The following is a 22,845-nucleotide window of genomic DNA, read 5'->3' on the forward strand; positions in this document are numbered from 1 at the left end:
TGGACGTTGGATATTAGACATCGAACATTGGATGCTACTAATCAATCTGTTCCCTTGTCCAGTGTCCAACATCTAGCGTCCAATATCCACTATATGAATCGTAAACTGCTATTATGGGCCTGCGTTGGGCTGGTTGCGCTCATCCTGTTTGAGGCGGCGCGGGTGTATTTTATTATGCCGTTTCCCGGCAGTCAGCTTGACAACGCGGCCAATACTGACCGGGTGGCGGTGGCGTATTGGCTGCATGGGCACACCACGCTGCTGCGTGTGCTGGCCGTGTTGGCGGTGGCGTATCCGGTGTTTTTGGTGATGGTGAAGCCCGCCCGGCTGGGGCACCGCTGGCTGGTGGTGGCCCTGTTGTTGGCCTATGCCGGAGTGGTCTACTTGGTCAACACCGAGATGATGGCCGACCAGATGTTTCAGCAGCCCGTAACCAAACGGCTGGTGCCACTGGATCAGAACACCATTCCGGCCAACAAGCTGGTGCTGGGCGTGGTGGAAGGCACCGAAGCGCGGGCCTATCCGCTGCAACTGGTTGGGTATCACCATCAGGTGCGCGACACGGTGGGCGGGAAGCCCATCCTGATTACCTACTGCACCGTTTGCCGCACGGGCCGCGTATTTGACCCGGTGGTGGGTGGTAAACCTGAAACCTTCCGGCTGGTGGGCATGGACCATTTCAACGCCATGTTTGAAGACCAAAGCACGGGCAGCTGGTGGCGGCAGGCCACGGGCGAGGCTATTCTGGGGCCGCGCAAAGGCCAAAAGATGAACGAATTAGCCGCCCGGCAAATGACCCTGGCCGAATGGTCTGCCGAACACCCCACCACGCTGGTGATGCAGCCCGACCCGGCGTTTAAAAAAGAGACCGACAGCCTGGCCACCTACGACCTGGGCGTGAAGCGGGGCAAACTTACCGGTCGCGATTCGGCATCGTGGAAGCCTAAATCGTGGGTGGTTGGGGTAGTGGCAGGCAACGCCACGAAAGCGTTCGACTGGAACGAACTGGTGAGAAAGCGGGTCATCAACGGGCAAGTAGGCACCGAACCTGTACTGCTCACCCTGGCCCCCGACAACCTCAGCTTCGGCACCTGGAGCCGGACGGTTCAGCAGAAAACGCTCACCTTCTCACCCACCGCAGCTGGTCAATTTACCGACCGCGAAACGGGCACTGTCTGGAACCGGCAGGGTATCGCGGTGAGCGGATCGTTAATGGGTCAACAACTGACCCCGGTACGTGGCTACCAGGAATTCTGGCATTCGTGGCAGTCGTTTCACAAGTGAAAGATTGAAATAGTGAAAGAGCGAAGGGCTTACGCAGGAGAACATTTCTCTCGCGTAAGCCCTTCGCTCTTTCACTATTTCAATCTTTCACTCTTTCACTTACTGCCGGAACGAATAGCCTACCCGTTTGTAGTTCTGGCTGGCTTTATAATCCGTGCTGGTGCTGTCGATAACGAGTACGATGTTGGCTACTGGTGCTGTTGTACTGGTGGCTTTACCTACCGAGATGGTCATGGCAGCGGTGCTGGAGTTGGGGGCAAACACCACCGTTCCTCCGTTCGAGAGGGTATAGCTCGATGACTGAGCCGTAGTGCCTGTACCCGCGGGGTTGCCGGTTTGGTCTACCAACACCCGCACCGTCAGCTCACTACTACGTTGACGGCCTACCAGGTTGAGTTGCGCCGTTTGTGTAGAACCCGCCGTTACACTATTACCGGTAGAGATGAGCGGATAAAACCGACCTACGCTGTTGGCTGTTAGTACGGCTGGCTGGAATTCAACAAACGGCGTTGCGGGATCGAACGTTTTGTTAAGGGAGTTGTCGCAGGCGTACAAACCCAACAGGGAAAGTACAGAAACAGCGATGACTAATACTTTTTTCATCTAATAAGTGTGTTAAGCTGCCACCGTTGGAAGGCGAGACCAAGCAACGGTGGCAAGTCGATTAATAACCGAAGTTCTGTTTGACGTTCTTGTTTGTCGACAGTTCGTTGACCGGAATGTTAGCCAGGATGCGGAAATCGGTGTACACTAGTCCACCGCCTTGTGCAGTGGCCTTCACCACGTTTTGTCCGGTCCGCTTCAGATCAAACCACCGGTGACCTTCAAAACCAAATTCAAGACGTTTCTGCCGCATGATTTCGTTGAGCAGCGCCACACCAGCTAATTCAGTTGCCGTGCGTGCGGGCAGGCCCGAGCGTACCCGAATAATGTTCAGATCGGCGAGGGCGTCGGCAGCGTTGCCGAGGTAATAATTAGCCTCTGCCCGGTTCAGGAACAGCTCCGACACCCGAATTACGGGTACGTTGTCTAAGTTAATTGTACCGTTTTTGCCCAAGAATTTGGTGCATTCAATAAAGGCAGGTCCCCGGCCTGCTGTTCCTAGTTCGTACAATTGCCGACGAATGTCCAGCACTGCGCCTGTAGCACTTTTTTCCGCTTCCAGATCATTGATGAACGCCGTAGTAGGCACCAGATCGCCAAATCCACCGGTCGCATTTCTGTCGCCCACCCGAACTAGCGTAGTGTAGGTCGTTTGCAATGACGTATTTACACCAATGTTCTCCGATACGGTAGCAAACTGAACCTCAAACAGCGATTCGGGCTGCCTCGGTGCGCGCCAGCCGCCCACGTAAGAAGCATTGTCTGACAATTTGATGGAACCACCAATGGCGGCTGTGGCATACTTCACCACGTTGGCGTAATCCTTCCTGTAGAGGGCAACACGTGAAAACAAGGCGTTGGTAGCTTGCAGGTTGCCGTATGCAGGCGCAGACGGGTTTGAGGCCGTTGACCGGCTAAACACGCCAATGGCGCTCTGGAGATCAGCATAGATCTGCTTATAGACATCGGCTACTGCCGGACGTGACGGAAGCGTGATCTTGCTTTGGTCAGCTACCCCCACCAGCAACAGTGGTACGCCACCTCTATCCTGTAAGGCTATTTCCATACCGGGTTCGTAGGAGTAGATACGGCTCAGATCATGGTAAAGCAGCGCTCTGAGAAAATAAGCCTGGCCCAAAAACGTATTGCGTCGAGCCGTATCGGCAACAGCAAATGGGACGCTGCCGATATTGTCCAGAATCAGGTTGGCCTGATTAATGGCAAAATAGGCCGTCTGCCATGAACCCCCAGCCGAGGTGGCTGTGCCAAATGTGTTGTTGGCGATGTTTCTATTCTCGTTTGCTAAACGCCCCGATTTGTTAGTAAACTGGGCATTGTCGCCGAGGGCTTCGGAAACGGCCAGCATATCACGGCCATAAAGCACAACCGACTGTAGGCGATCATATATACCGTTAATGGCGGCATCAATGCCGTCGGGTGTGGTTAAAGCAGTCTGAGAGTCAGCTGCGGTGCGGGGCTTTACATCGAGCAGGGCACTGTCTGTACAGGCCGAAGTCACCAGTAAACCCATAGTCAGCAGACTTGCCGACAGGATGATTTTGTATGTACGCATTGCGTCTAAGATCAGAGTTCTGAATTAAAACGTGATGTTGATACCAGCCTGATAGGTCTTCGAGTTGGGCACCAGACCGCTGTTGCCGCTACCGAAGTTCAGGAACTCAGGGTCGTAGCTTGTCCAGTTAGTGTAGGTAATCAGGTTAGCTCCCTGCACGTAGATACGCGCTTTCGATGCCTTGATCTTGCTGACAAAAACTGCCGGAACATCATAGCTTAGCGTTACCTGCTTCAGGCGCAGGTAAGAGGCGTCTTCGAGTGTACGGGTACCACCCATGTTGCTAACGCTTTGAGGTTCTACGTTGGCGTTATATGCCCTGGGAACGTCGGTGATGTCGCCGGGTTTCTGCCACCGGCGGTCGAACGTTTCCTGAAGGGCGTTGAAGTTACGACCAGCATTTTCGGCCAGGAATGACGTTTGTGAGTTGAACGACCGCCGACCGTAATCAAACTGGAAGAGGAAATCGAGCGAGAGGCCACCGTAGATGAAGGTGTTGTTGAAGCCACCATAGAACTTCGGCAATTCAGTGCCAAAGTATTTCTGGTCGCGGGGTACTAGCGGGCGGTAGGTAATGTTACCCGCATAGTCGTAGAACATTGCCCGGCCCGTAGCTGGGTTTACACCGGCATAATCGGTGGTGTATTGCGGCTGCAAGGGGCGACCCAGGATGGCGTTCCGGCCTACACCATAGAAATCGGTATAGCTCAGCAGTAGGGTACTATCGGGGTTGTTGAGTGGCACAATACCCGGGTATAGCTTCGTGACCTTGTTAACAATCGAAGTAATGTTGAATGCTGACTTCCACTGAAACTGGCCCATTCGTACATTGACCGTGTTGATTTCCAGTTCAATGCCTCTGTTTTGCACTTCGCCAGCATTACGGGCAATGGTGCTGTAACCGCTTGTAAACGGCAAATTGAATGGTAACAGCAGGTCTTTACTTGTCCGCTGAAACACATCAACCGAGCCGGTAACGCGGTTGCTGAAGAAACCGAAGTCCAAACCCAGGTTGATCGTCTCGTTGGTTTCCCACTTCAGGTCAGGGTTAGCCAACTGTGAAGGAGCAAAACCAGCTGCTCCGTTATAATCGAAGCCAGGGCTAACCAGGCCAAGACCCGGAAAATTGGACGCATTGAAAAGTGAACCCAACTGATCGTTACCCGTGGTACCAAACGAAGCACGCAGTTTCAAGTCGCTCACGTACCGGTTGCCCTTCAGGAAGTTCTCTTCCGAAACCAGCCAGGCACCTGATACTGATGGGAAAAAACCAAAGCGATTGTTGGCCCCGAACCGGCTCGAACCGTCCAGACGGCCAATGAAGCTCAAATCATACTTACGGCTGAAATTGTACTTGAGGTTACCAAAGACAGACCCTTTCCGATAACCTGTCCAGCCACCGACAATACTTTCTGGCAAGGCAGCGGCATTGGCGTATTTGAAATCAGCAGTAGGTATATTGATTGCCCTGGTAGCCAAGTTTTCGTTGATGTCTGACCGGTATTCTGCTCCAAGAAGGGCCGTAATCTCGTGCTTTCCACCAAAGAGTTTGTTATAATTGGCCGTGATATTGGTCAGGAAATTTTTGTTCTCATTCAACTGATCCTGAATCCGACCCCGGACGTTAATGCCGTCGGCCGTGCGCGGGTCGCTGAAGTTACGACCTCTCGTAGACCGGTAGTCTAAGCTCGCAAAGGGGCGGATAGTCAGGTTGTCTGTTACCTTATAATTTAAGGAAATGCTACCTACAAACTGATTGATGTTGGCCCGAATGTCGTTGAGTTCACTCACCTGCACAATGTTCTGGTTCAGGATACCCGGAATACCACCCGATGCGGGAGTGCCGTAATAAGAACCGTCGGCGTTGAAGATCGGAATACTAGGCAGGATGAGAGGCGATGAGAAGGCCGCCGCACCCAAAAACGAGCCACCGTTTGGTGAACCAAACTGCCCACGTGAGGTGATCGTGCTCAGTTTTAGGGTCTGCTCAACAGAGAGTTTGCTGTTAATCTGATGGGTGAGCGTGGAATTTAATGTACCCCGCACAAAATCGACATTCAGGATGTTGGCGCTCTGTGTATAGTAGGAGCCAGATACAAAAAAGCGCGTTTTCTCGTTACCACCGTTTAGGCTCAGCTCATAATTATCCGTCTTACCCTGCTTATAAACAGCATCCTGCCAATCATAGGTTGGCAAATTGGCTACGTCAGCATCGCTAACGGTAGCAGGCAGATTGAATGGGTTGGCAGCGTTAGGAACACTAATAACCCGTAGCGTTTGCAGAATTGAGTTGCGGGCTGCTTCAGCCGATGTACCAGCATTGATCAGGTTCTCCGTTCTGAGCTTAATCCAATCCTGTGTGTTTAACACGTTCAGCTTCTTGATCGGGTCGGCAATGCCTTTGTAGTAATTTAAGGTAATCTGCGTTTTACCAGCTTTACCCCGTTTCGTGGTTACCAGTACCACACCGTTGGCCGCCTGAGAACCATAAATCGATGCCGCAGCGGCATCTTTCAGGATTTCGATGTTTTCAATGTCGTTGGGGTTCAAAAAAGCCAGTGGGTTACTGCTCGTGAAGTTCGAGTTGTTGGTGGTGTTCAACTGCACCCCGTCGACCACATACAGCGGATCACTACCGGCCGAGATAGAGCCCACCCCCCGGATACGAATCTGGATGGCACCGCCTGGTACACCGTTGGCCGACGTTACCTGCACACCCGCCGCCCGGCCAGCCAGCGCTTTATCGAAACTACCCACAGGGATGTTTTGAATGGTGGCTCCTGATACTTTTGAACTAGCCCCGGTGAATTCACGGCGGTTGATGGTGCCGCCATAACCCGTCACGACTACCTCGCTCAGGTCATTGGTATTGCGCTGCAATACCAGATTAATGGTGCTCCTGTTGCCTACGGCAATTTCCTGCCGGTCGTAGCCGATGAAGCTGAAAACCAACCGCCCGTTTGCGGGCACGTTGATGCGGTAATTCCCCGTCGCATCGGTGGTAGTGCCACGGGTAGTTCCCTTGATCTGTACGCTCACACCCGGTAGGGGGGAACTGTCGTCTGATGAAGTGACGCTGCCCGTGATTGCTACGTCCTGTGCCAAAACCGGCACTGAGAAGAGTAACAGCAACAGCCAGCTTCCAAGAAATAATCTGCTCATAGAAGTTTGACGATAGAGTTTGTTCAGTTTGTCTGATTAAACGGTTGCAAAACTATTTAACGAAACCGTAACACAAGCAGTTTGTTTGGCAAAAAGACTAAATTCGCCAACAATTGTTTCGTACCTCTAAATTGACTAATTACATGAGTATTTATTCCAAGATCAGTTTATTTGCTGTTTCTATAGGATTTTTCTTTGAATCGACCGTGACGGTTCAGGCGCAGAATTTACCTATTAAAACTCGCATAGACCAGCTGGCAACGGCTATTGAGCCTAAAGTAGTTGCCTGGCGGCGCGATTTTCATCAAAACCCTGAACTCGGCAACCGCGAATTACGCACGGCCGGCAAGATTGCCGCTCACCTGCATGCCCTGGGTATCGAGGTGCAAACGGGCGTGGGCAAAACGGGCGTGGTGGGCCTGCTACGCGGCGGTAAACCTGGTCCGGTGGTAGCCCTCCGCGCCGATATGGACGGCCTGCCCGTTACCGAACGGGTGAACCTCGCCTTTAAATCGACGGTTACGACCGAATACAATAACCAGCAAACGGGCGTGATGCACGCCTGTGGGCATGACAGTCACGTGGCCATGCTGATGGGTGCCGCCGAAGTGCTGGCCTCCATGAAAGCCGACCTGCCCGGCACGGTGAAGTTTATTTTTCAGCCCGCCGAAGAGGGTGCCCCCGTTGGCGAAGAAGGAGGTGCGCAACTGATGGTGAAAGAAGGTGTACTGGAAAACCCCAAAGTAGACGCCATTTTTGGCCTGCACATTAATTCGCAAACGGAAGTAGGTACGATCAAATATCGCCCTGGTGCTACTATGGCCGCCGTAGATTCCTACGCTATCAAAATTCGTGGTAAGCAAACCCACGGGGCCGCGCCCTGGTCGGGCGTTGACCCGATTGTGACGGCTGCCCAGGTGGTGATGGGCCTGCAAACCATTGTAAGCCGCAACCTGGTGCTGACCGACAACGCCGCCGTTGTGACGGTGGGGGCCATGCACGGGGGTATTCGCGAAAACATTATTCCCGAAGAAGCCAACATGATCGGCACTATCCGCACGTTCAGCCCGGAGGCGCAACAGACGGTGCATCGCCGCATCAACGAGATTGCCACCAACATTGCCGCCTCAGCCGGTGCCAAGGCCGACGTGAACATCAAGATCATGTATCCCGTGACCTACAACGATCCCGCCCTGACCGATAAGATGATTGGTACCCTGGAGGCCGTAGCCGGGAAAGACAATGTGAAGATCACGCCCGCCCAAACCGGTGCTGAAGATTTTTCATTCTATCAGCAAAAAGTGCCGGGTTTCTTTTATTTCCTGGGCGGCATGACCAAAGGCAAAAAAGTAGAAGAAGCCGCCCCACACCACACGCCCGATTTCCAGATCGACGAGAGCGGATTTACCCTGGGTGTGCGCACCCTCTGCCACCTCACAGTAGACTACATGGCGAAAAATAAAAAATAGGTACTGCTCACTGCCAGAAACGCATTACGACTTATTACTTGATCAGGAGCGACGAGGCATCGCGGCGGGGTTGCTGCCCGCCGCGCAGGATGGTGTTGCCGTTAAACTTTTCGCTTTGGTCGATAAGCATGGGCGTGGCGAAATCGGCTTCGTTGATCTGCCCACTTTGGGCGAAGGCGTCGATGGCGTTTTGGTAGGTCACGAGCCGGATGGCGTCGGGCGAAATGCCCCGCATCACCATCAGGGCAGCGGTTTTGGGCACGGCCAGCGGGTCGCTGATGCCCCAGTCGGCGGCAGAGTTGACCATGATGCGCCCCGGGCCGTACTGTCGTACCACCTCGACCATGCGCTCATTGCCCATTTTGGTAAACGGATAAATAGTAAACGCGGCCCAGAACCCCCTGTCCAGTACCGACTTCACTGTTTCTTCGTTGTTGTGGTCCACGATCACCATGCCGGGGTCGAGGCCATGTTCCAGCGCAATGGCCATGCTGCGTTCGGTGCCTTCTTTTTTGTTGCGGTGGGGGGTATGTATCTGCACAGGGAGGTTGGCTTCTTTAGCCAGTTCAAGCTGCGCCCGGTAGAATTTCTCTTCGGCGGCGGTCTGGTCGTCGAACCCGATTTCGCCAATGCCGACCACGCCTTCTTTGTAGGCAAACAGAGGCAGCAACTCCATCACCTCTTCGGCAAGGGCCTCGTTATTCGCCTCGCGTGAGTTCAGCCCAATGGTGCAGTAGTGTTTGATACCAAACTGCGACGACCGGAACCGTTCCCAACCCACCAGACTGGCGTAATAATCTTTGAACGTGGCCAGTCCCGTGCGGGGCTGCCCCAGCCAGAAGGCGGGTTCAATGAGAGCCACAATGCCCGCGTCGGCCATGGCCTGATAATCATCGGTGGTGCGCGAGGTCATGTGAATATGCGGGTCGAAAAACCGCATACCCTTAATATGAGCCATATAATCGACCGGCGTTTCAGCAACGGGTTGGGCCGGCACCTCGTGCTCGTCCTGGGCGTGGGAGGGGTTCATGGGGAGGGAAGAGAATGTACAATGCATAATGTACATTGTACATTGTACATTATGCATTGTACATTAATTGTTTAGCAGCATTATAATCAGTCGCCTCACACACCTGCCTGGCGGCTTCGCGGTCGGCTTTAGAGGGCGATTGTAATAGTTTTTTTACATCGGCCAGCAGTGTTTCGTTCATGAAGCGCGGCACTAATTGCCATACCTCGGCGGGAACGGTGCGGCCTGCGGCCCAGCGTTCATGGGCGAATTCAGAAATGTCGTGGGCCAGCGTGGCGTTGGCCCGGTCGAGCAGGCCGTGGATGCGGGTGATGGGCTTGTCGTTGAAAATGCACTTGAGCACCAGCTGATTCCAGGCCGCTTCGGTGAAGTACTGCGCCGGGTAGGGATTACCAAATGCGATGGCATCAAACACGGGACCCATGTTGGACCTAACAGCCTCTGTGGCCCTGAAATGCCATTTTTGGGGAAAAGCCAGGTAGGGCAGGGCCGTATATAACGCCGCCAGTTCCTGCATTTCGGCGGTGTCGAACAGCGTCTCTATGGCCTTCACATACGCCGCTTCATCGTCTGCGGGGATGGCCGTTAGCAGCAACACCCGCGCCAGCCGGTCCATAGTCCAGTCGGGCTGTTGGGGTACGGGGCGGCGCGAGACGAAACGCGGCACGGCCACAAATGCAGCCAGTTTCGCCGGCATCGGTGCCGCCTGTTTCTGCGCCAGCCACGCTTTTTCCGATTCAATGGCTGTTTCGTTGAATAAATCGGGGAGTGTCATAGGTTCACTGCAAAGATGCAAGTATCTACCGGCTGCCGAATACCCGTTTCAGGATGTCGGTGACGCGGGCTACGGGGTTTTCGCGGATGCGTTTTTCTTCCTGGGCTACGAGCAAAAATAAGCCATCGACGGCTTTGCCCGTGGCGTATTCGGTCAGGTTGGCATTGACGGGCTTCTGACCGAAAGCAAACTTATTGTAGGTGGTGGCCAGCGTGTTATAGTAGCGCGTGGCGTTGTTTTTCTGCAACGTGCTGTCAATAATCGGCGTGAATTCGGCCACCAGTTGCTGCCCCGTGGTGCGGCGGAGGTATTCGGTGGCGGCATTGTCGGAGCCGCGCAAAATACCCACCGCATCCTGGATGGTCATCTGGGTGATAGCCTTGAAAAATACCGGCTTGGCCTTCTTGGCGGCGTCTTCCGCTGAGCGGTTCAGGGCCACCACAAACTGGTCTACCTGCTTGCCAAAACCCAACTGCCGCAGCCGCGATTCAATGCGCTGGGCTTCGGGTGGGAACAGAATCTTGATCAGGTCGTTTTTATAGTAGCCGTCCAGCGCCGAGGCCTGCGTAGACCCCTTGTCGATGCCCACGCGCAGGGCTTCTTTCAGGCCCGTGGCAATGTCGGTAGGCGTAAGGGCCGCGCCGGCACCGGTAGTGGCCGACGTAGCCTGGAGCACCTTGTCGAGCACACCGCCCAGCTTGCCAAACGGCGACTGCCGACGGACGGTAGAGTCCTGAGCCTGAGCCGATAGGGCCAAAAACAGGGGAAGGGCCACGGCCCACAAACGAATCGTTTTCATCTCTGAAGGTTGTTTTACGTACTTTTGACAAAAGGAAATGTAAAATGTAAAATGAGTCTTATTAAAAAATGTACAATGAATAATGTACAATGCACAATGTGGTCCGCCGTTGCGATTTCTAATAGAGAGTAGGTTAATGCGAAGCCACACCAGCAAACCTCATTGTACCTTATACATTGTTCATTGTACATTAATCCCACATGCCACAAACAGTCCGGGCCGAAGTAATCACCATTGGTGACGAAATTTTATTCGGCCAGATTATCGATACCAATACCCAGTGGATCAGTACCGAACTCACCACGCTGGGTATCCGCACCATCCGCAAAACGTCGGTTGGTGATACCACCGACGTGATCCTGGATGCCTTGCGTGAAGCCGCCGCCCGCGCCGACGTGATCATCATTACGGGTGGCCTCGGTCCCACAAAAGACGACATTACCAAGAAAACCCTCTGCCAGTATTTTGGCGTGGGCATGGTGCGCAACCAACAGGCGCTGGACCTGGTCACGAGTTTTTTCGAGAAGCGCGGCCGCGAAATGACCGACCTTAACCGGGAGCAGGCCGACCTGCCCGAAAACGCCGAATACATTCAGAACGACTGGGGCACCGCCCCCGGTATGTGGTTCGACGAGGCCGACACGGTCTATATTTCGCTGCCAGGCGTACCCTTCGAGATGAAGAGCCTGATGACCAACCGGATGTTGCCCAAGCTGAAAAACCGGTTTGACCTGCCCGTGATTCGGCACAAAATGATCCGCACCATCGGTGTGGGCGAGTCGTTTTTGGCCGAAAAGATCGAAGCCTGGGAAGATGCCTTGCCCCCCCACATTCGGCTGGCCTACCTGCCTAGCTTTGGCCAAGTGAAGCTGCGTCTAACGGCCTCCGGCGCCGACAATGAGCAGCTTGGCCGTGAGCTTGACGCCGAAGTGGCCAAGATAATGCCCCTCATTGAAGCCAACGTATACGGTTTCGACGGCGACGAAATCGAGAACGTAGTCATCAAGCTACTGAAAGAGAAGAACCTGGTGCTGGGCGTGGCCGAGAGCTGCACCGGCGGGCAGGTAGCTGCCACGCTGACTAAGGTGCCGGGTGTATCTGCTGTGTTTGCGGGGGGCGTGGTGGCCTACAGCAATGAGGTAAAGCACATTGCCCTGGGCGTAAATCCCGACACGCTGGCCGAGTTTGGGGCCGTGAGTGAACCCACCGTTTGCGAAATGGCCGAGGGTGTGCGCGTGATGCTCGGCACCGACGTGGGTATTGCCACCAGCGGCGTGGCTGGCCCCGACGGCGGCACCCCCGACAAGCCCGTAGGCACTGTCTGGATCGCCTGCGCCACCGACTACGGCACCGTGGCCAAACTCCTGAAACTTGGTCAGTACCGCGAGCAAAACATCACGCTCACAACCAACTACGTATTAGAATTACTTCGTCAACAACTGAAATGATTTACGATGTACGAATTACGAATTACGATTTATTGCTGACGCAGGAGTACGCTTCCGTTAGCCTTACTGGCGTCAGCAATAAATCGTAATTCGTAATTCGTACATCGTAAATCCTACCTACATGGCCCTAATCGATATGGTGATGCCCAAAATGGGCGAGAGTATAATGGAATGTACCGTCATCACTTGGCTTAAGCAGGTGGATGAACGGTTTGACGTCGACGAGTCGGTGCTGGAGGTAGCTACAGACAAGGTAGACACCGAAGTGCCCGCTCCCTATGCCGGTGTGCTGAAAGAAAAACTGGTGCACGACGGCGACGTGGTGCCTATTGGCCAACCTATTGCCCGGATTGAAACGGAAGAATCGGTTGACAGTCAAGGGGTTGATATGCCCACGTCTGGTTCAGGAAACCCTAATCTGGAACCTGTCGCGGTAGACGTGGCGGGTGTAAATGACCAGGTGGAGGCCGAACTGGAACCCGTAGCCCTGCATTCGGCGGTGGAATTGGAAGCCAGTATTGGCGCCATGAGTAGCCGCGCCCGCACCGACGCAGCCGCAACGGGTCCGGTCTTCGAGGGGCGCTTTTATTCGCCGCTGGTGCTCAATATTGCCAAAGCAGAAGGCATCGGCCGCGACGAACTGGACCGTGTTCCCGGCAGCGGTGCCGAAAATCGGGTCACGAAAAAAGACATCATGGCGTATGTGGGGAGCAGAGAGCGTAGCGCAGAGAGCGTAGCGCAGAGAGACGAAAGCGGCTCTGCGCCACGCCCTTCGCCCTCTGCTCCAGGCTCTATGCCTTCCGCCCTCCGCCCCACGCCCCCTGCCCCCAGCCTCAACGGGTCGGCTGATATTATTCAGATGGACCGGATGCGGAAACTGATTGCGCAGCGGATGGTGGAATCGAAGCAGACGTCGCCGCACGTGACCTCGTTTGTGGAGGCCGATTTGACCAATATGGTGCAATGGCGTACGGCCAACAAAGACGCCTTTAAAGCCAAAACGGGCGAAAACCTGACCTACACGCCTATGCTGATCGATGCCATTGTGCGCGCCATCCGCGACTTTCCGATGATCAACGTATCGGTGGAGGGCGACACGATATTGGTGAAAAAAGCAATCAACGTGGGTATGGCTGTAGCCCTGCCGTCGGGCAATCTGATTGTGCCGGTCATTCACGATGCAGCACAGTATAACCTCACAGGCCTGACCAAAAGAGTAAACGACCTCACCCGTCGGGCCCGCGAAAACAAACTCACCGCCGACGACCTGGCCGGGGGCACCTACACCGTCTCGAACATCGGTACGTTTGGCAACCTGATGGGTACGCCCATCATCATGCAGCCACAGGTGGCGATCATGGCCTTTGGTGCCATCGTGAAAAAGCCCGCCGTGGTCGAAACCCCGCAGGGTGATTTCATCGGCATCCGGCAGATGATGTTCCTCAGTCACTCCTACGACCACCGCGTAGTAGACGGCGCACTAGGCGGCATGTTTGTCCGCCGCGTAGCCGATTACCTGGAAGGGTGGAAGGAGGCGAATGTATAAACGACGCTAGATATTGGACGTTGGACACTGGATTATCTCGAGAAAGAGTATCCAGCGTCCAACGTCCGATGTCCAATATCCTCATCTTATGAAGCAAACTATCTGCATCGACCAGGACGACGTGCTGGCCGACACCCACACCAAACTGGTGCAACTGTACCTGAAATCGGAAGCGCCGCGTTACGAACTGGCTGACCTTCAGGAAAAATCGTTTCAGGAGCTTTTCCATGAAGAAGAACGCAACGCTGTGTACCGCCAAATCCACGAGCCTGGTTTCTTTGCCGATATTCCCGTGATGCCCGGTGCGCAGGAGGCCATTGTACAGTTGCAGGACCGGTATACCGTTTTCGTGGCCACGGCGGCCATGGAATTCCCTAATTCGTTTCGCGAAAAATATAATTGGCTGGCCGAACATCTTCCCAGCATTCATTGGCGTAACTACATTTTTATGGGCGACAAAAGCATCCTCGGTGCCGACTACCTCATCGATGATATGCCTTATAACCTGCAAACGTTTACGGGTAAGGGCCTGCTCTTCGATGCCCTGCACAACCGTGACGAAACCGCCTTCACGCGGGTGCGAAACTGGACTGAAGTGCTTGATCTATTGCTGGATTAAAAACTGTTGCATTTCGTGTAAACGGTCTAACAACAAACGCAAATGGTACGTTAAGTAAACGATTCAATCCAACTTAGTTCACGTTTTCCCACACACTGTCTGTATGTCACAAATTAGCTGCTCGTTTTGTGGCCGCCGTAAAAACGAGGTTCAACTGCTGCTTTCGGGCATTGACGCCCACATCTGTAATCACTGCATCGAACAGGGATTTGAGGTGGTCATTGAAGAAACCCGCCCCCGTCGTAGTCAAGCCTCTGAGCCACCCAAGCTGAACCTGATAAAGCCGGTGGAGATGAAATCGTTTCTGGACCAGTATATCATTGGGCAAAACGAAGCCAAAAAAGTACTGTCGGTGGCGGTCTATAATCATTACAAACGCCTGATGCAGCCGCATACCAACGATGAGATTTCGATTGAGAAATCGAACATTCTGATGGTGGGTGAAACCGGCACGGGCAAAACCTACCTGGCCCGCACCATTGCCAAAATGCTGGAAGTACCCTTTTGCATTGCAGATGCCACCGTAATTACCGAAGCAGGCTACGTGGGTGAAGACGTGGAAACGGTACTAACCCGACTATTGCAAGCAGCTGATTACAAGATAGATAAAGCCGAAATGGGTATTGTCTACATCGATGAAATTGACAAGATTGCCCGCAAGTCAGACAACCCCTCTATCACCCGCGACGTGAGTGGCGAGGGTGTGCAACAGGGGCTGCTGAAACTGCTGGAAGGATCAACGGTGAACGTGCCACCGCAGGGAGGCCGCAAACACCCCGATCAGCGCCTGATCTCGATCAATACCGAAAACATTCTCTTTATTTGCGGCGGGGCCTTCGACGGTATCGAACGGCACATTGCCAAGCGCATCACCTCGCGACCCATTGGCTTCACCGACGAACGCCGCCTGCACTCGGTGAGCGACCGGAGCCACCTGATGCGGTTTGTGTCGGCGCAGGACCTGAAATCGTTCGGCCTCATCCCCGAATTGCTGGGCCGGTTGCCCGTGCTCACTCACCTCGACGCGCTGGATCGTGAGTCGCTCTACCGCATCCTGACCGAGCCTAAGAACGCCATCACCAAGCAGTATGAAAAGCTGTTTGCTATGGACGACGTGGCCATCACCTGGGACGATTCGGCCCTGGATTACATTGTCGATCAGGCACTTGCTTATAATTTGGGTGCCCGTGGCCTGCGTTCTATCTGCGAGTCGATCATTACCGATGCCATGTTTGAGATGCCCTCGCAGCCGGGTAAAAAAGAACTGACGATCACCCACGAGTACGCCTCCGAGAAGTTTGGCCGTACCACCATGCATCAACTCCGGCAGGCGGCATAAGAAGGCAGTTTTCCCGTTGGCTCTTTTTAACCAGATGTTATTCAACAAATGAAGGAATGTGCGGTTAGTGGGGGTGATAGCTTATCGTTTCACTCAAACCATGCACGTTATGAAAACGTCGACTAAACACGTTCTTCTTGCCCTCAGCTTCACAGCACTACTTGGCTCATGCAGCCGCCCCACAGCCACATTCCAGCCTTCGCACGCTCAGCGCTATTATTCGCCGCAACCCGCCGTTACGGCGCAGGCACCCGCTACTGAGGCCATTGCCGCAACTGCGCCCGTTGCCGAGGCTGCTCCAGTGACTACTACCACGCCCGCGGCTACCAAAGCCGATATTGAAAATGTGCTGGTGAAAGCAGAAGCGATGGCGTCGACCAAAGCCACGGCCAGCGAGTCGCGCAAGTTGAACCGCCGCATTGCCAAAATTCGTGAAGTACTGGCCAAGGCGCCGCTTGCCGCCCCTACTACAACGACCACTACCAAAAAGGCGTCGCTGGTACAACGCATGATGCTTAAGCGAATGGACTCGAAAATGAAGCAGCAACTGGCACCGGAGCAACCCATGCGTACAAGTACCCTCACAGCCGGTCTGGTAATTGGCCTGATTGGTTTGCTGTTGCTGGTGCTTAGCGTGGCCAATCCGCTGGGCTTGATTCTCTTGGTGGTGGGTATCGTTCTGGTTATTTTAGGTCTACTTCAATAACATACGGATTTCGGTCTTCGCTTCGTTGACCAAAACGATGGGCATGGTTTCTCGGAGCCATGCCCATTTGTTTATTTTGCCCTGTCAACTTTTCGCTATAAGCATGATTCGTTTCGCCAAATCCATTACGCTGTCGGTGGCTGCTGCTGCCCTGTTAAGTGCCTGTAGCCGCCCTATGGCCACCTTTCAGGCCTCGAAACCGATGCATTACTACTCGCCATCGGGGCCGATGGTATCAACAGAGACGGGTAATGCTACCCCAGAAGTAACGGCTGGAGCCCACCCCGAACAGCCCAACACCACACTGCCCACCCCCACCGAACAGGTTGCCCCCGCCCTGGCTAGTTTAAAAGCCACCTACGCCACCGATAAGCGCATGACCCGTCGGCTGGCGCGGATCGAGCAGCAGTTGACCGAAAATCGGGCGGCACCCGTGAACATTATAGCGCAAAAAACCAGCCTCGTTCAGCGACTTGTGTTGAAAAAGATGGCTAAACAGATGCAGCGGAAACTGGCCCCCAACCAGGCTACCGATATTGCGGGGCCGGCCCGTTTGGGCCTCATCATTGCGGGTGTCGGGCTGCTCCTGCTGATCATCGGCAACGCTTTTTTCAGCATCCTGGGCCTCATTGCCCTCCTGGCCGGCGGCGCCCTGTTCGTTTACTCGCTGTTGCAAGAATGAACGGATTTTGGATTGGGGATTTCAGATTTTGGATTTGTTGCTGACGCAGGCGCAGCCCGGACGCGGGACCGCCTGCGTCAGCAACAAATCCAAAATCCGTTTACTTTTGCGCCTTCAACCTGACAGGCGTACGACTATGGCACAGCTTTTTAATGTATATCCGCTTTACGACATCGAGCCGGTGCGAGCGCAGGGTAGTTATCTCTGGGATTCCAACGGCACCCGCTACCTCGACCTTTACGGGGGGCACGCCGTGATCTCGGTGGGTCATACGCACCCGCGCTATGTGCAGGCGCTGACGGATCAGCTGCATAAGATTTCGTTCTATTCCAACTCGGTGCGGATCCCACAGCAACAGGAACTCGCCGACAAGCTGGGTGCGCTGTCGGGCCACGAAGAATACGCCTTATTTCTCTGTAATTCAGGAGCCGAAGCCAACGAGAATGCCCTTAAACTGGCTTCGTTTCATACCGGCCGGAAGGAGGTAGTAGCGTTTACCGGGTCATTTCACGGGCGCACCGCCGGGGCCGTGGCCGCCACCAATAACCCCGCCATTGTGGCACCCGTCAACGCTACGGACCACGTTACATTTCTGCCCTTCAACGACATCGACGCCCCAAAAACGGGCATCACCACCGATACCTGCGCTGTCATTGTAGAGGGTATTCAGGGTGTGGGGGGCATTCAGGTGGCCTCAGACGAGTTTCTGAAATCCCTCCGCCAACGATGCGACGAAACCGGTGCCGTACTTATCCTCGACGGTGTACAATGCGGCTATGGCCGGTCTGGTCAGTTTTTTTCGCATCAGCATAGTGGCATCCGCGCCGACATTATTTCCATGGCCAAAGGCATGGGCAACGGCTTTCCAATTGGCGGTATCCTGATCGCCCCCGAATTCCAAGCCTCCTACGGCCTGCTGGGCACCACGTTTGGCGGCAACCACCTGGCTTGCACGGCGGGTATTGCCGTACTCGACATCATGCGCGACGAAGCCCTGATGGCCAACGCTACCCGCGTGGGTAACTACCTCATGGACGGCATCCGGCAGATTGGCGGACACAACGACCTGCGTGGCCGCGGCCTGATGATTGGTATTGAATATGATTTTCCTGTCGATAAGCTCCGTCATCAGCTGTTGTTTGAACATAAACAGTTCACGGGCGTGGCTGGAAAACATACCATCCGCCTGCTGCCCTCCCTGGCCTTGGGCATCGATGAAGCCGATATGTTCCTGGAAGCACTGGCAACGTGTGTGAGTGTCATGAATTAAACACAGAGACATAGAGGATTCACGGAGAACATAGAGGAATGACTACTACATCAGATGTCTATGACCATATCTATCTCGACGTCGGCTACAGAATTGATCTGTTTGTAAATCATGATCTGGTCGTTGAACTCAAATCGGTCGTCTCGCTCCAACCTGTACATCTAGCTCAGACGTTGACTTATTTGAGGTTAGCCGATTGTCGGCATGGACTGATTCTGAATTTTAATGTAGCTCTCCTGCGCGATGGAATAAAAAGTGTGGTGAATGGTTATTAACGCCATGCCCTCCGTGTGTTCTTTATGTCTCCGTGTTTAACTTTATCATGCATAATTTCCTTTCCCTAGCCGACGTTACCGACCTCGACGCGCTGATTCAGTCGGGCCTGAATGCCAAAGCCAACCCCTTTGCCGATGAGGCGCTGGGGCACCACAAAACCATTGGCCTGCTGTTTTTCAACTCCAGCCTCCGCACCCGCCTCAGCACCGAAAAGGCCGCCAGGAACCTGGGTCTCAACGTGATGACCCTCAACGTGGGGTCCGACAGCTGGGGGCTGGAAATGGAAGACGGCGTGCTCATGAACGGCGACAAAGCCGAGCACGTTCGCGAAGCCGCCGCCGTTATGGGTCGCTATTGCAACATTCTTGCTATCCGCGCTTTTGCTGGGCTGACAGATCGCGAGCTGGACTATAAAGAACTGGTAATGAATCAGTTCGCTAAATACGCGGGCGTATCCATCGTGAACCTGGAATCGGCTACGCGGCACCCGCTGCAATCCCTGGCCGACTGCATCACGATAGAAGAAGCACGGGTGAAATCGACGATTATGCCCGCCCGGCCAAAGGTGGTGCTGACCTGGTTGCCGCATTTCAAGCCCCTGCCGCAGGCCGTGGCCAACTCTTTTGCCGAGTGGATGAACGCCCGCGCCGCCGCTGGCCACATCGAGTTTGTGGTCACTCACCCCGAAGGCTATGAACTAGCCCCCCAGTTTGTGGGCAATGCCCGCGTGTATCACAATCAGGACGAAGCCTTTGCCGGTGCCGATTTTATTTACGGCAAAAACTGGTCGTCGTACACCCATTACGGACAAGTGCTCACGCAGGACCCCGCTTGGGCTGTGACGATGGACAAGATGCGGCTGACCAACGAAGGCAAGATGATGCACTGCCTGCCCGTGCGCCGCAACCTGAAAATAGCCGACGAAGTCCTCGACAGCCCGCAGTCGCTTGTCATTGAGCAGGCCGCCAACCGCGAATGGTCTGCGCAAGCCGTGCTTAGGGAAATATTGCTCAGTTTAAAGTAGTCTTCCGTGAATCCACTCACCGTACTCAAAATTGGGGGTAACGTCATTGACAACCCTACTGCGCTGACGCGCTTTCTGACCCTATTCTCAACCCTGGCTGGCGACAGGCTGCTGGTGCATGGCGGGGGCAAAGTTGCCACCGAAGTGGCCCGGAAGCTGGGTGTGGAAACCACCATGGTCGATGGTCGGCGGATTACCGACAAGGCCATGCTCGACGTGGTCACGATGGTGTATGGGGGGCTTGTTAACAAGCAGATTGTGAGTCAGTTACAGGTACTCGATTGCAATGCCATTGGCCTGACTGGTGCTGATGCAGGCGTTATAAAAGCCCAGAAAAGGCCCGTCACGACCATCGACTACGGCTTTGTGGGCGACATTATCGAGATCGATTCGGGCCGGATTCAGTCGTTCACGCGGGAGAATATGGTGCCGGTTTTTGCCCCGCTTACCTTTGCCGAAACGGGCGATCTGCTCAATACCAACGCCGATACCCTGGCCTCGGCCATTGCCGTCGATATGATTTTTCACAACGACGTCACGCTGGTGTACTGCTTTGAAAAGAAAGGCGTACTGGCCAACCCCGACGACGAATCCAGCGTGATTGGCCAGCTTACCCCCGCCCAATATGCCGACCACAAAACGGCCGGGACCGTCAATAAAGGCATGATCCCCAAGCTCGACAACGCCTTTGCCGCTCTCAGCGCCGGGGTAAAACGCGTTATTATCTGCCACGCCGACGAGGTACCAGCCGCCTTGTCTGGCACGGCGGGCACCACGCTTACGTTGTAGGGATTCGTTCGTCAGATTGTTACCAGTTCACCCTCAGCGACTGCCCTGCTTTCATCGAAACGGCTTTGGTTTTACCACCGCTGATGAGGGTCGTTTGCCCACCTGTTGTGGAGAATACCGTCACCGTTTTCAGCTTACCGCCTGCCCATTCCAGGGCCAGTTCGTAGCCACCCCGCGCCCGCAGGCCCCGCACTGACCCCACCGCCCAGGCATCGGGTAGGGCAGGTAGTAGCCTGATTTCGCCTTCGTCAGACTGCACCAGCATTTCGGCTACCGCCGCCGTGCCACCAAAATTACCGTCGATCTGGAACGGAGGGTGGGCATCGAACAGGTTGGGGTAGGTGCCTCCACCCCGTGCATAGTCGGTTTTCACGCCGTCGGGCACGACATAGTGCAGCAGTTCGCGGTACATTTTGTAGGCGTGGTTGCCATCCCAGAGCCGTGCCCAGAGGTTAATGCGCCACCCCTTCGACCAGCCCGTGGTTTCGTCGCCTTTGATTTCCAGTGTCTTACGACAAGCCTGAGCCAGGTCGGGCGTGCGGTCGGGGCGGATGTGGTGGCCGGGATACAGCCCAAACAAATGCGACTGATGGCGGTGCTTGGGGTCAACGTCGCGCCAGTCGTAGTACCATTCCTGGAGGTTGCCCGCCTTGCCCACTTTGTAGGGGTACAACTGCATCAGTGCCCGGTCCAGGCTGTCGCGGAAGGCGGGGTCGGTGCCCAGTAGCTTCGCCGCGGCGCTCGTTTGCAGAAAGCATTCGCGGATTATGGCCAGGTCGGCGGTGCCGCCGTAGAGGGTACTACCCCGGTAGCCGGTGGGGGTCAGAAACTGGTTTTCGGGCGAAGTCGACGGCGAGGTGATGAGCCTGCCCGTTGAGTCGGGCACAAGCCAGGCGAGGCAAAAACGGGCTGCCCCCCTCATGAGCGGGTAGGCCTGTTGGCGTAGGTATGTTTTGTCCTGCGTGAAGGTGAAATGTTCCCAGAGGTGGGTGCTTAGCCAGGCCCCGCCCATGTTCCAGTTGGCCCACATGGGGTCGCCCTGGCCAAAATCACCCACAGGGTTGGTCATGGCCCAGATGTCGGAGTTGTGCGCCACCGACCAGCCGCCCACGCCGTAGAACGTACGGGCAGTGACGGCCCCGGTCTTGGCCAGTTGGCCAATAAACGTGAGCAGCGGCCCGTGCATCTCCGACAGGTTGGTGTTTTCGGCGGGCCAATAGTTTTCCTGTGCGTTGATGTTGGTGGTGTAGTTGCTGCTCCAGGGCGGGCGCATGTAGGGGTTCCAGATGCCCTGCAAGTTGGCGGGCACACTAGGCGTGCGTGAACTGCTGATGAGCAGATACCGCCCGAAGTTGAAGTAAAGTGCTTCCAGGTCGGTGTCTTTTGTGCCCACGGCATAGCGTTGCAGGCGCTCGTCGGTGGGTAGGGCGGGGGCGGTGCCCGGTCCCAGTTGCAGGCTGACACGGTTGAAAAAGCGCTGATAATCAGTTGTATGCGCCTGCCTGAGCTGGGTATATGATTTGGCAAAAGCGTTGTTCAGCCGGTTGGTGGCGAGTGACTCGTCGGGCAGGCCGTTGGTGGCGGGGTTCTTGTCGAAACCGTTGAAGCTGGTTGCGATGGCTACGAAGATCAGGGCTTCGGTGCCGCCCCTGATGCCCACGGTGCTGTCGGTGGTGGTTAGTGTGCCGTCGCCTGCTTTAAGTTTGGCCAGGGTGGTGAACCGGGTGCCCCGCGCCGGGTCGAATACCACCGAGTTGGGAATGTTGCCCCGGTAGCTGGGTTCGGCATGGATGGGGGCGTAACCCTTGATCTTCAGTGTGTTGCTGGCTGCGGATACGTTGTTGTTGAGCAAGCTGTTTAGCCGTACCGAAAACGAGAGCGCCCCTTTTTTGCTGCTCGTCAGCCGGATAACCATCACCTGATCGGGCTGCGACACAAAGTAGTCGCGGGTGTAGGTGACGCCATCTACCTCATACCGCACCGACGACACGGCATCGGCCAGATTCAGTTGCCGGTAGTAATTCTGGGCGGTCGGGCTGTGGGCGAGGTCGATAAACAGGGTGCCAAGAGGCGCGTATGACTCCGAAAATTTGCCTTGCAGCTTTTTGTGTAACTCGTCGGCACCCTTATAGTCTCCCCGTTTCAACGCATCGCGGATGGCCGGCACGTTTTTATACGCTTCGGGATTCATGTCGGCCCGCACGGGTTCACCCGACCAGAGCGTGGCATCGTTGAGGTAGATTTTGTCTAACTGCACACCGCCAAAGACAGTAGCTCCCTGTGTGCCGTTGCCCAGTACCAGGCTCTCTTCAAAGTAGGTCGCTGGTTGCCGATACCAGAGCGTTTTGTCGGCCTGAACAGTGCCTGTTCGCTGGCCAATTACGTGCGTAGCAAGCCCGGTTAGCAGACTGAAAAGCAGAAATTGTTTCATCATGAAAACGTTGTTTTACC

Annotated in this window: 19 protein-coding genes; 12 read left to right on the forward strand and 7 right to left on the reverse strand. The window is 55.0% G+C overall.

Going from position 1 to position 22,845, the window contains the following annotated elements; all coding sequences use genetic code 11:
* Positions 1-93 precede the first annotated feature (93 nt).
* Entirely contained in the window at positions 94-1,284 is a 1,191-nt protein-coding gene (locus tag J2I48_RS00810; RefSeq protein WP_207333477.1) for a DUF3179 domain-containing (seleno)protein, read from the forward strand.
* 99 nt (positions 1,285-1,383) lie between these two features.
* Here J2I48_RS00810 and J2I48_RS00815 read toward each other — a convergent pair whose 3' ends face one another.
* The 3 genes from J2I48_RS00815 to J2I48_RS00825 all read right to left on the reverse strand — a co-directional run bounded on the left by J2I48_RS00815 (position 1,384) and on the right by J2I48_RS00825 (position 6,622).
* A complete protein-coding gene (locus J2I48_RS00815) occupies positions 1,384-1,887 on the reverse strand; it encodes a hypothetical protein (RefSeq protein WP_207333478.1) in 504 nt (167 codons plus the stop codon).
* Between the two features lie 61 nt (positions 1,888-1,948).
* Positions 1,949-3,460: a RagB/SusD family nutrient uptake outer membrane protein gene (locus tag J2I48_RS00820; protein WP_207333479.1), complete on the reverse strand. Its 1,512-nt coding sequence runs from the start codon at positions 3,458-3,460 to the stop codon at positions 1,949-1,951.
* Positions 3,461-3,484: 24 nt separating this feature from the next.
* Positions 3,485-6,622, reverse strand: a complete 3,138-nt coding sequence (locus tag J2I48_RS00825) for a SusC/RagA family TonB-linked outer membrane protein (protein WP_207333480.1) — start codon at positions 6,620-6,622, stop codon at positions 3,485-3,487.
* Between the two features lie 143 nt (positions 6,623-6,765).
* Between J2I48_RS00825 and J2I48_RS00830 the strand changes: the two genes are divergently transcribed.
* On the forward strand, positions 6,766-8,091 hold the full coding sequence (locus tag J2I48_RS00830; RefSeq protein WP_207333481.1) for an amidohydrolase: 1,326 nt from the start codon (positions 6,766-6,768) through the stop codon (positions 8,089-8,091).
* Positions 8,092-8,125: 34 nt separating this feature from the next.
* Here J2I48_RS00830 and J2I48_RS00835 read toward each other — a convergent pair whose 3' ends face one another.
* From J2I48_RS00835 to J2I48_RS00845, 3 genes are all read right to left on the reverse strand, one after another.
* On the reverse strand, positions 8,126-9,049 hold the full coding sequence (locus J2I48_RS00835; protein WP_229375737.1) for a TatD family hydrolase: 924 nt from the start codon (positions 9,047-9,049) through the stop codon (positions 8,126-8,128).
* A 121-nt stretch (positions 9,050-9,170) separates the two neighbouring features.
* Complete coding sequence (locus J2I48_RS00840; protein ID WP_207333483.1) at positions 9,171-9,896, reverse strand: EboA domain-containing protein; 726 nt, start codon at positions 9,894-9,896, stop codon at positions 9,171-9,173.
* Between the two features lie 25 nt (positions 9,897-9,921).
* Positions 9,922-10,695 (reverse strand): DUF4197 domain-containing protein, encoded by a 774-nt coding sequence (locus J2I48_RS00845; RefSeq protein ID WP_207333484.1) that lies wholly within the window; start codon positions 10,693-10,695, stop codon positions 9,922-9,924.
* A gap of 200 nt (positions 10,696-10,895) precedes the next feature.
* Between J2I48_RS00845 and J2I48_RS00850 the strand changes: the two genes are divergently transcribed.
* From J2I48_RS00850 to argB, 10 genes are all read left to right on the forward strand, one after another.
* The gene (locus J2I48_RS00850) at positions 10,896-12,143 is read left to right on the forward strand and encodes a competence/damage-inducible protein A (RefSeq protein ID WP_207333485.1); all 1,248 of its coding nucleotides are present in this window, start codon (positions 10,896-10,898) and stop codon (positions 12,141-12,143) included.
* A gap of 121 nt (positions 12,144-12,264) precedes the next feature.
* Positions 12,265-13,689 (forward strand): dihydrolipoamide acetyltransferase family protein, encoded by a 1,425-nt coding sequence (locus J2I48_RS00855; protein WP_207333486.1) that lies wholly within the window; start codon positions 12,265-12,267, stop codon positions 13,687-13,689.
* Positions 13,690-13,777: 88 nt separating this feature from the next.
* Positions 13,778-14,308, forward strand: a complete 531-nt coding sequence (locus J2I48_RS00860; protein ID WP_207333487.1) for a 5' nucleotidase, NT5C type — start codon at positions 13,778-13,780, stop codon at positions 14,306-14,308.
* Between the two features lie 103 nt (positions 14,309-14,411).
* Positions 14,412-15,647: an ATP-dependent Clp protease ATP-binding subunit ClpX gene (gene clpX / locus J2I48_RS00865; protein WP_207333488.1), complete on the forward strand. Its 1,236-nt coding sequence runs from the start codon at positions 14,412-14,414 to the stop codon at positions 15,645-15,647.
* A 109-nt stretch (positions 15,648-15,756) separates the two neighbouring features.
* Positions 15,757-16,353, forward strand: coding sequence for a hypothetical protein (locus J2I48_RS00870; RefSeq protein ID WP_207333489.1), 597 nt, complete (start codon positions 15,757-15,759; stop codon positions 16,351-16,353).
* Between the two features lie 103 nt (positions 16,354-16,456).
* The gene (locus J2I48_RS00875; RefSeq protein WP_207333490.1) at positions 16,457-17,035 is read left to right on the forward strand and encodes a hypothetical protein; all 579 of its coding nucleotides are present in this window, start codon (positions 16,457-16,459) and stop codon (positions 17,033-17,035) included.
* 136 nt (positions 17,036-17,171) lie between these two features.
* Positions 17,172-18,305 carry an aspartate aminotransferase family protein gene (locus J2I48_RS00880; RefSeq protein WP_207333491.1) on the forward strand — a complete coding sequence of 378 codons (1,134 nt, stop codon included), beginning with the start codon at positions 17,172-17,174 and terminating at the stop codon, positions 18,303-18,305.
* Between the two features lie 38 nt (positions 18,306-18,343).
* Complete coding sequence (locus J2I48_RS28600; protein WP_207333492.1) at positions 18,344-18,580, forward strand: GxxExxY protein; 237 nt, start codon at positions 18,344-18,346, stop codon at positions 18,578-18,580.
* 47 nt (positions 18,581-18,627) lie between these two features.
* Positions 18,628-19,605, forward strand: coding sequence for a Rossmann-fold NAD(P)-binding domain-containing protein (locus tag J2I48_RS00890; RefSeq protein WP_207333493.1), 978 nt, complete (start codon positions 18,628-18,630; stop codon positions 19,603-19,605).
* 6 nt (positions 19,606-19,611) lie between these two features.
* Positions 19,612-20,394 carry an acetylglutamate kinase gene (argB, locus tag J2I48_RS00895; RefSeq protein WP_207333494.1) on the forward strand — a complete coding sequence of 261 codons (783 nt, stop codon included), beginning with the start codon at positions 19,612-19,614 and terminating at the stop codon, positions 20,392-20,394.
* 19 nt (positions 20,395-20,413) lie between these two features.
* Here the strand turns inward: argB and J2I48_RS00900 are convergent, their stop codons facing one another.
* Positions 20,414-22,828 carry a glycoside hydrolase family 95 protein gene (locus J2I48_RS00900; RefSeq protein WP_229375697.1) on the reverse strand — a complete coding sequence of 805 codons (2,415 nt, stop codon included), beginning with the start codon at positions 22,826-22,828 and terminating at the stop codon, positions 20,414-20,416.
* Positions 22,829-22,845 lie beyond the last annotated feature (17 nt).

Origin of the sequence: Fibrella aquatilis (genome assembly GCF_017353255.1) — a bacterium.
GTDB classification, from domain to species: Bacteria; Bacteroidota; Bacteroidia; order Cytophagales; family Spirosomataceae; genus Fibrella; species Fibrella aquatilis.

Excerpts from the sequence above, each read along its gene's own strand:
- J2I48_RS00825 (WP_207333480.1), bottom strand. The coding sequence starts at position 6,622 with ATGAGCAGATTATTTCTTGGAAGCTGGCTGTTGCTGTTACTCTTCTCA.
- J2I48_RS00855 (WP_207333486.1), top strand. The coding sequence starts at position 12,265 with ATGGCCCTAATCGATATGGTGATGCCCAAAATGGGCGAGAGTATAATG.
- J2I48_RS28600 (WP_207333492.1), top strand. The coding sequence starts at position 18,344 with ATGACTACTACATCAGATGTCTATGACCATATCTATCTCGACGTCGGC.
- clpX (WP_207333488.1), top strand. The coding sequence starts at position 14,412 with ATGTCACAAATTAGCTGCTCGTTTTGTGGCCGCCGTAAAAACGAGGTT.
- J2I48_RS00860 (WP_207333487.1), top strand. The coding sequence starts at position 13,778 with ATGAAGCAAACTATCTGCATCGACCAGGACGACGTGCTGGCCGACACC.
- J2I48_RS00845 (WP_207333484.1), bottom strand. The coding sequence starts at position 10,695 with ATGAAAACGATTCGTTTGTGGGCCGTGGCCCTTCCCCTGTTTTTGGCC.
- J2I48_RS00875 (WP_207333490.1), top strand. The coding sequence starts at position 16,457 with ATGATTCGTTTCGCCAAATCCATTACGCTGTCGGTGGCTGCTGCTGCC.
- J2I48_RS00820 (WP_207333479.1), bottom strand. The coding sequence starts at position 3,460 with ATGCGTACATACAAAATCATCCTGTCGGCAAGTCTGCTGACTATGGGT.
- J2I48_RS00840 (WP_207333483.1), bottom strand. The coding sequence starts at position 9,896 with ATGACACTCCCCGATTTATTCAACGAAACAGCCATTGAATCGGAAAAA.
- J2I48_RS00835 (WP_229375737.1), bottom strand. The coding sequence starts at position 9,049 with ATGGCTCATATTAAGGGTATGCGGTTTTTCGACCCGCATATTCACATG.
- J2I48_RS00900 (WP_229375697.1), bottom strand. The coding sequence starts at position 22,828 with ATGATGAAACAATTTCTGCTTTTCAGTCTGCTAACCGGGCTTGCTACG.
- J2I48_RS00830 (WP_207333481.1), top strand. The coding sequence starts at position 6,766 with ATGAGTATTTATTCCAAGATCAGTTTATTTGCTGTTTCTATAGGATTT.
- J2I48_RS00890 (WP_207333493.1), top strand. The coding sequence starts at position 18,628 with ATGCATAATTTCCTTTCCCTAGCCGACGTTACCGACCTCGACGCGCTG.
- J2I48_RS00850 (WP_207333485.1), top strand. The coding sequence starts at position 10,896 with ATGCCACAAACAGTCCGGGCCGAAGTAATCACCATTGGTGACGAAATT.
- J2I48_RS00815 (WP_207333478.1), bottom strand. The coding sequence starts at position 1,887 with ATGAAAAAAGTATTAGTCATCGCTGTTTCTGTACTTTCCCTGTTGGGT.
- J2I48_RS00870 (WP_207333489.1), top strand. The coding sequence starts at position 15,757 with ATGAAAACGTCGACTAAACACGTTCTTCTTGCCCTCAGCTTCACAGCA.
- J2I48_RS00880 (WP_207333491.1), top strand. The coding sequence starts at position 17,172 with ATGGCACAGCTTTTTAATGTATATCCGCTTTACGACATCGAGCCGGTG.
- J2I48_RS00810 (WP_207333477.1), top strand. The coding sequence starts at position 94 with ATGAATCGTAAACTGCTATTATGGGCCTGCGTTGGGCTGGTTGCGCTC.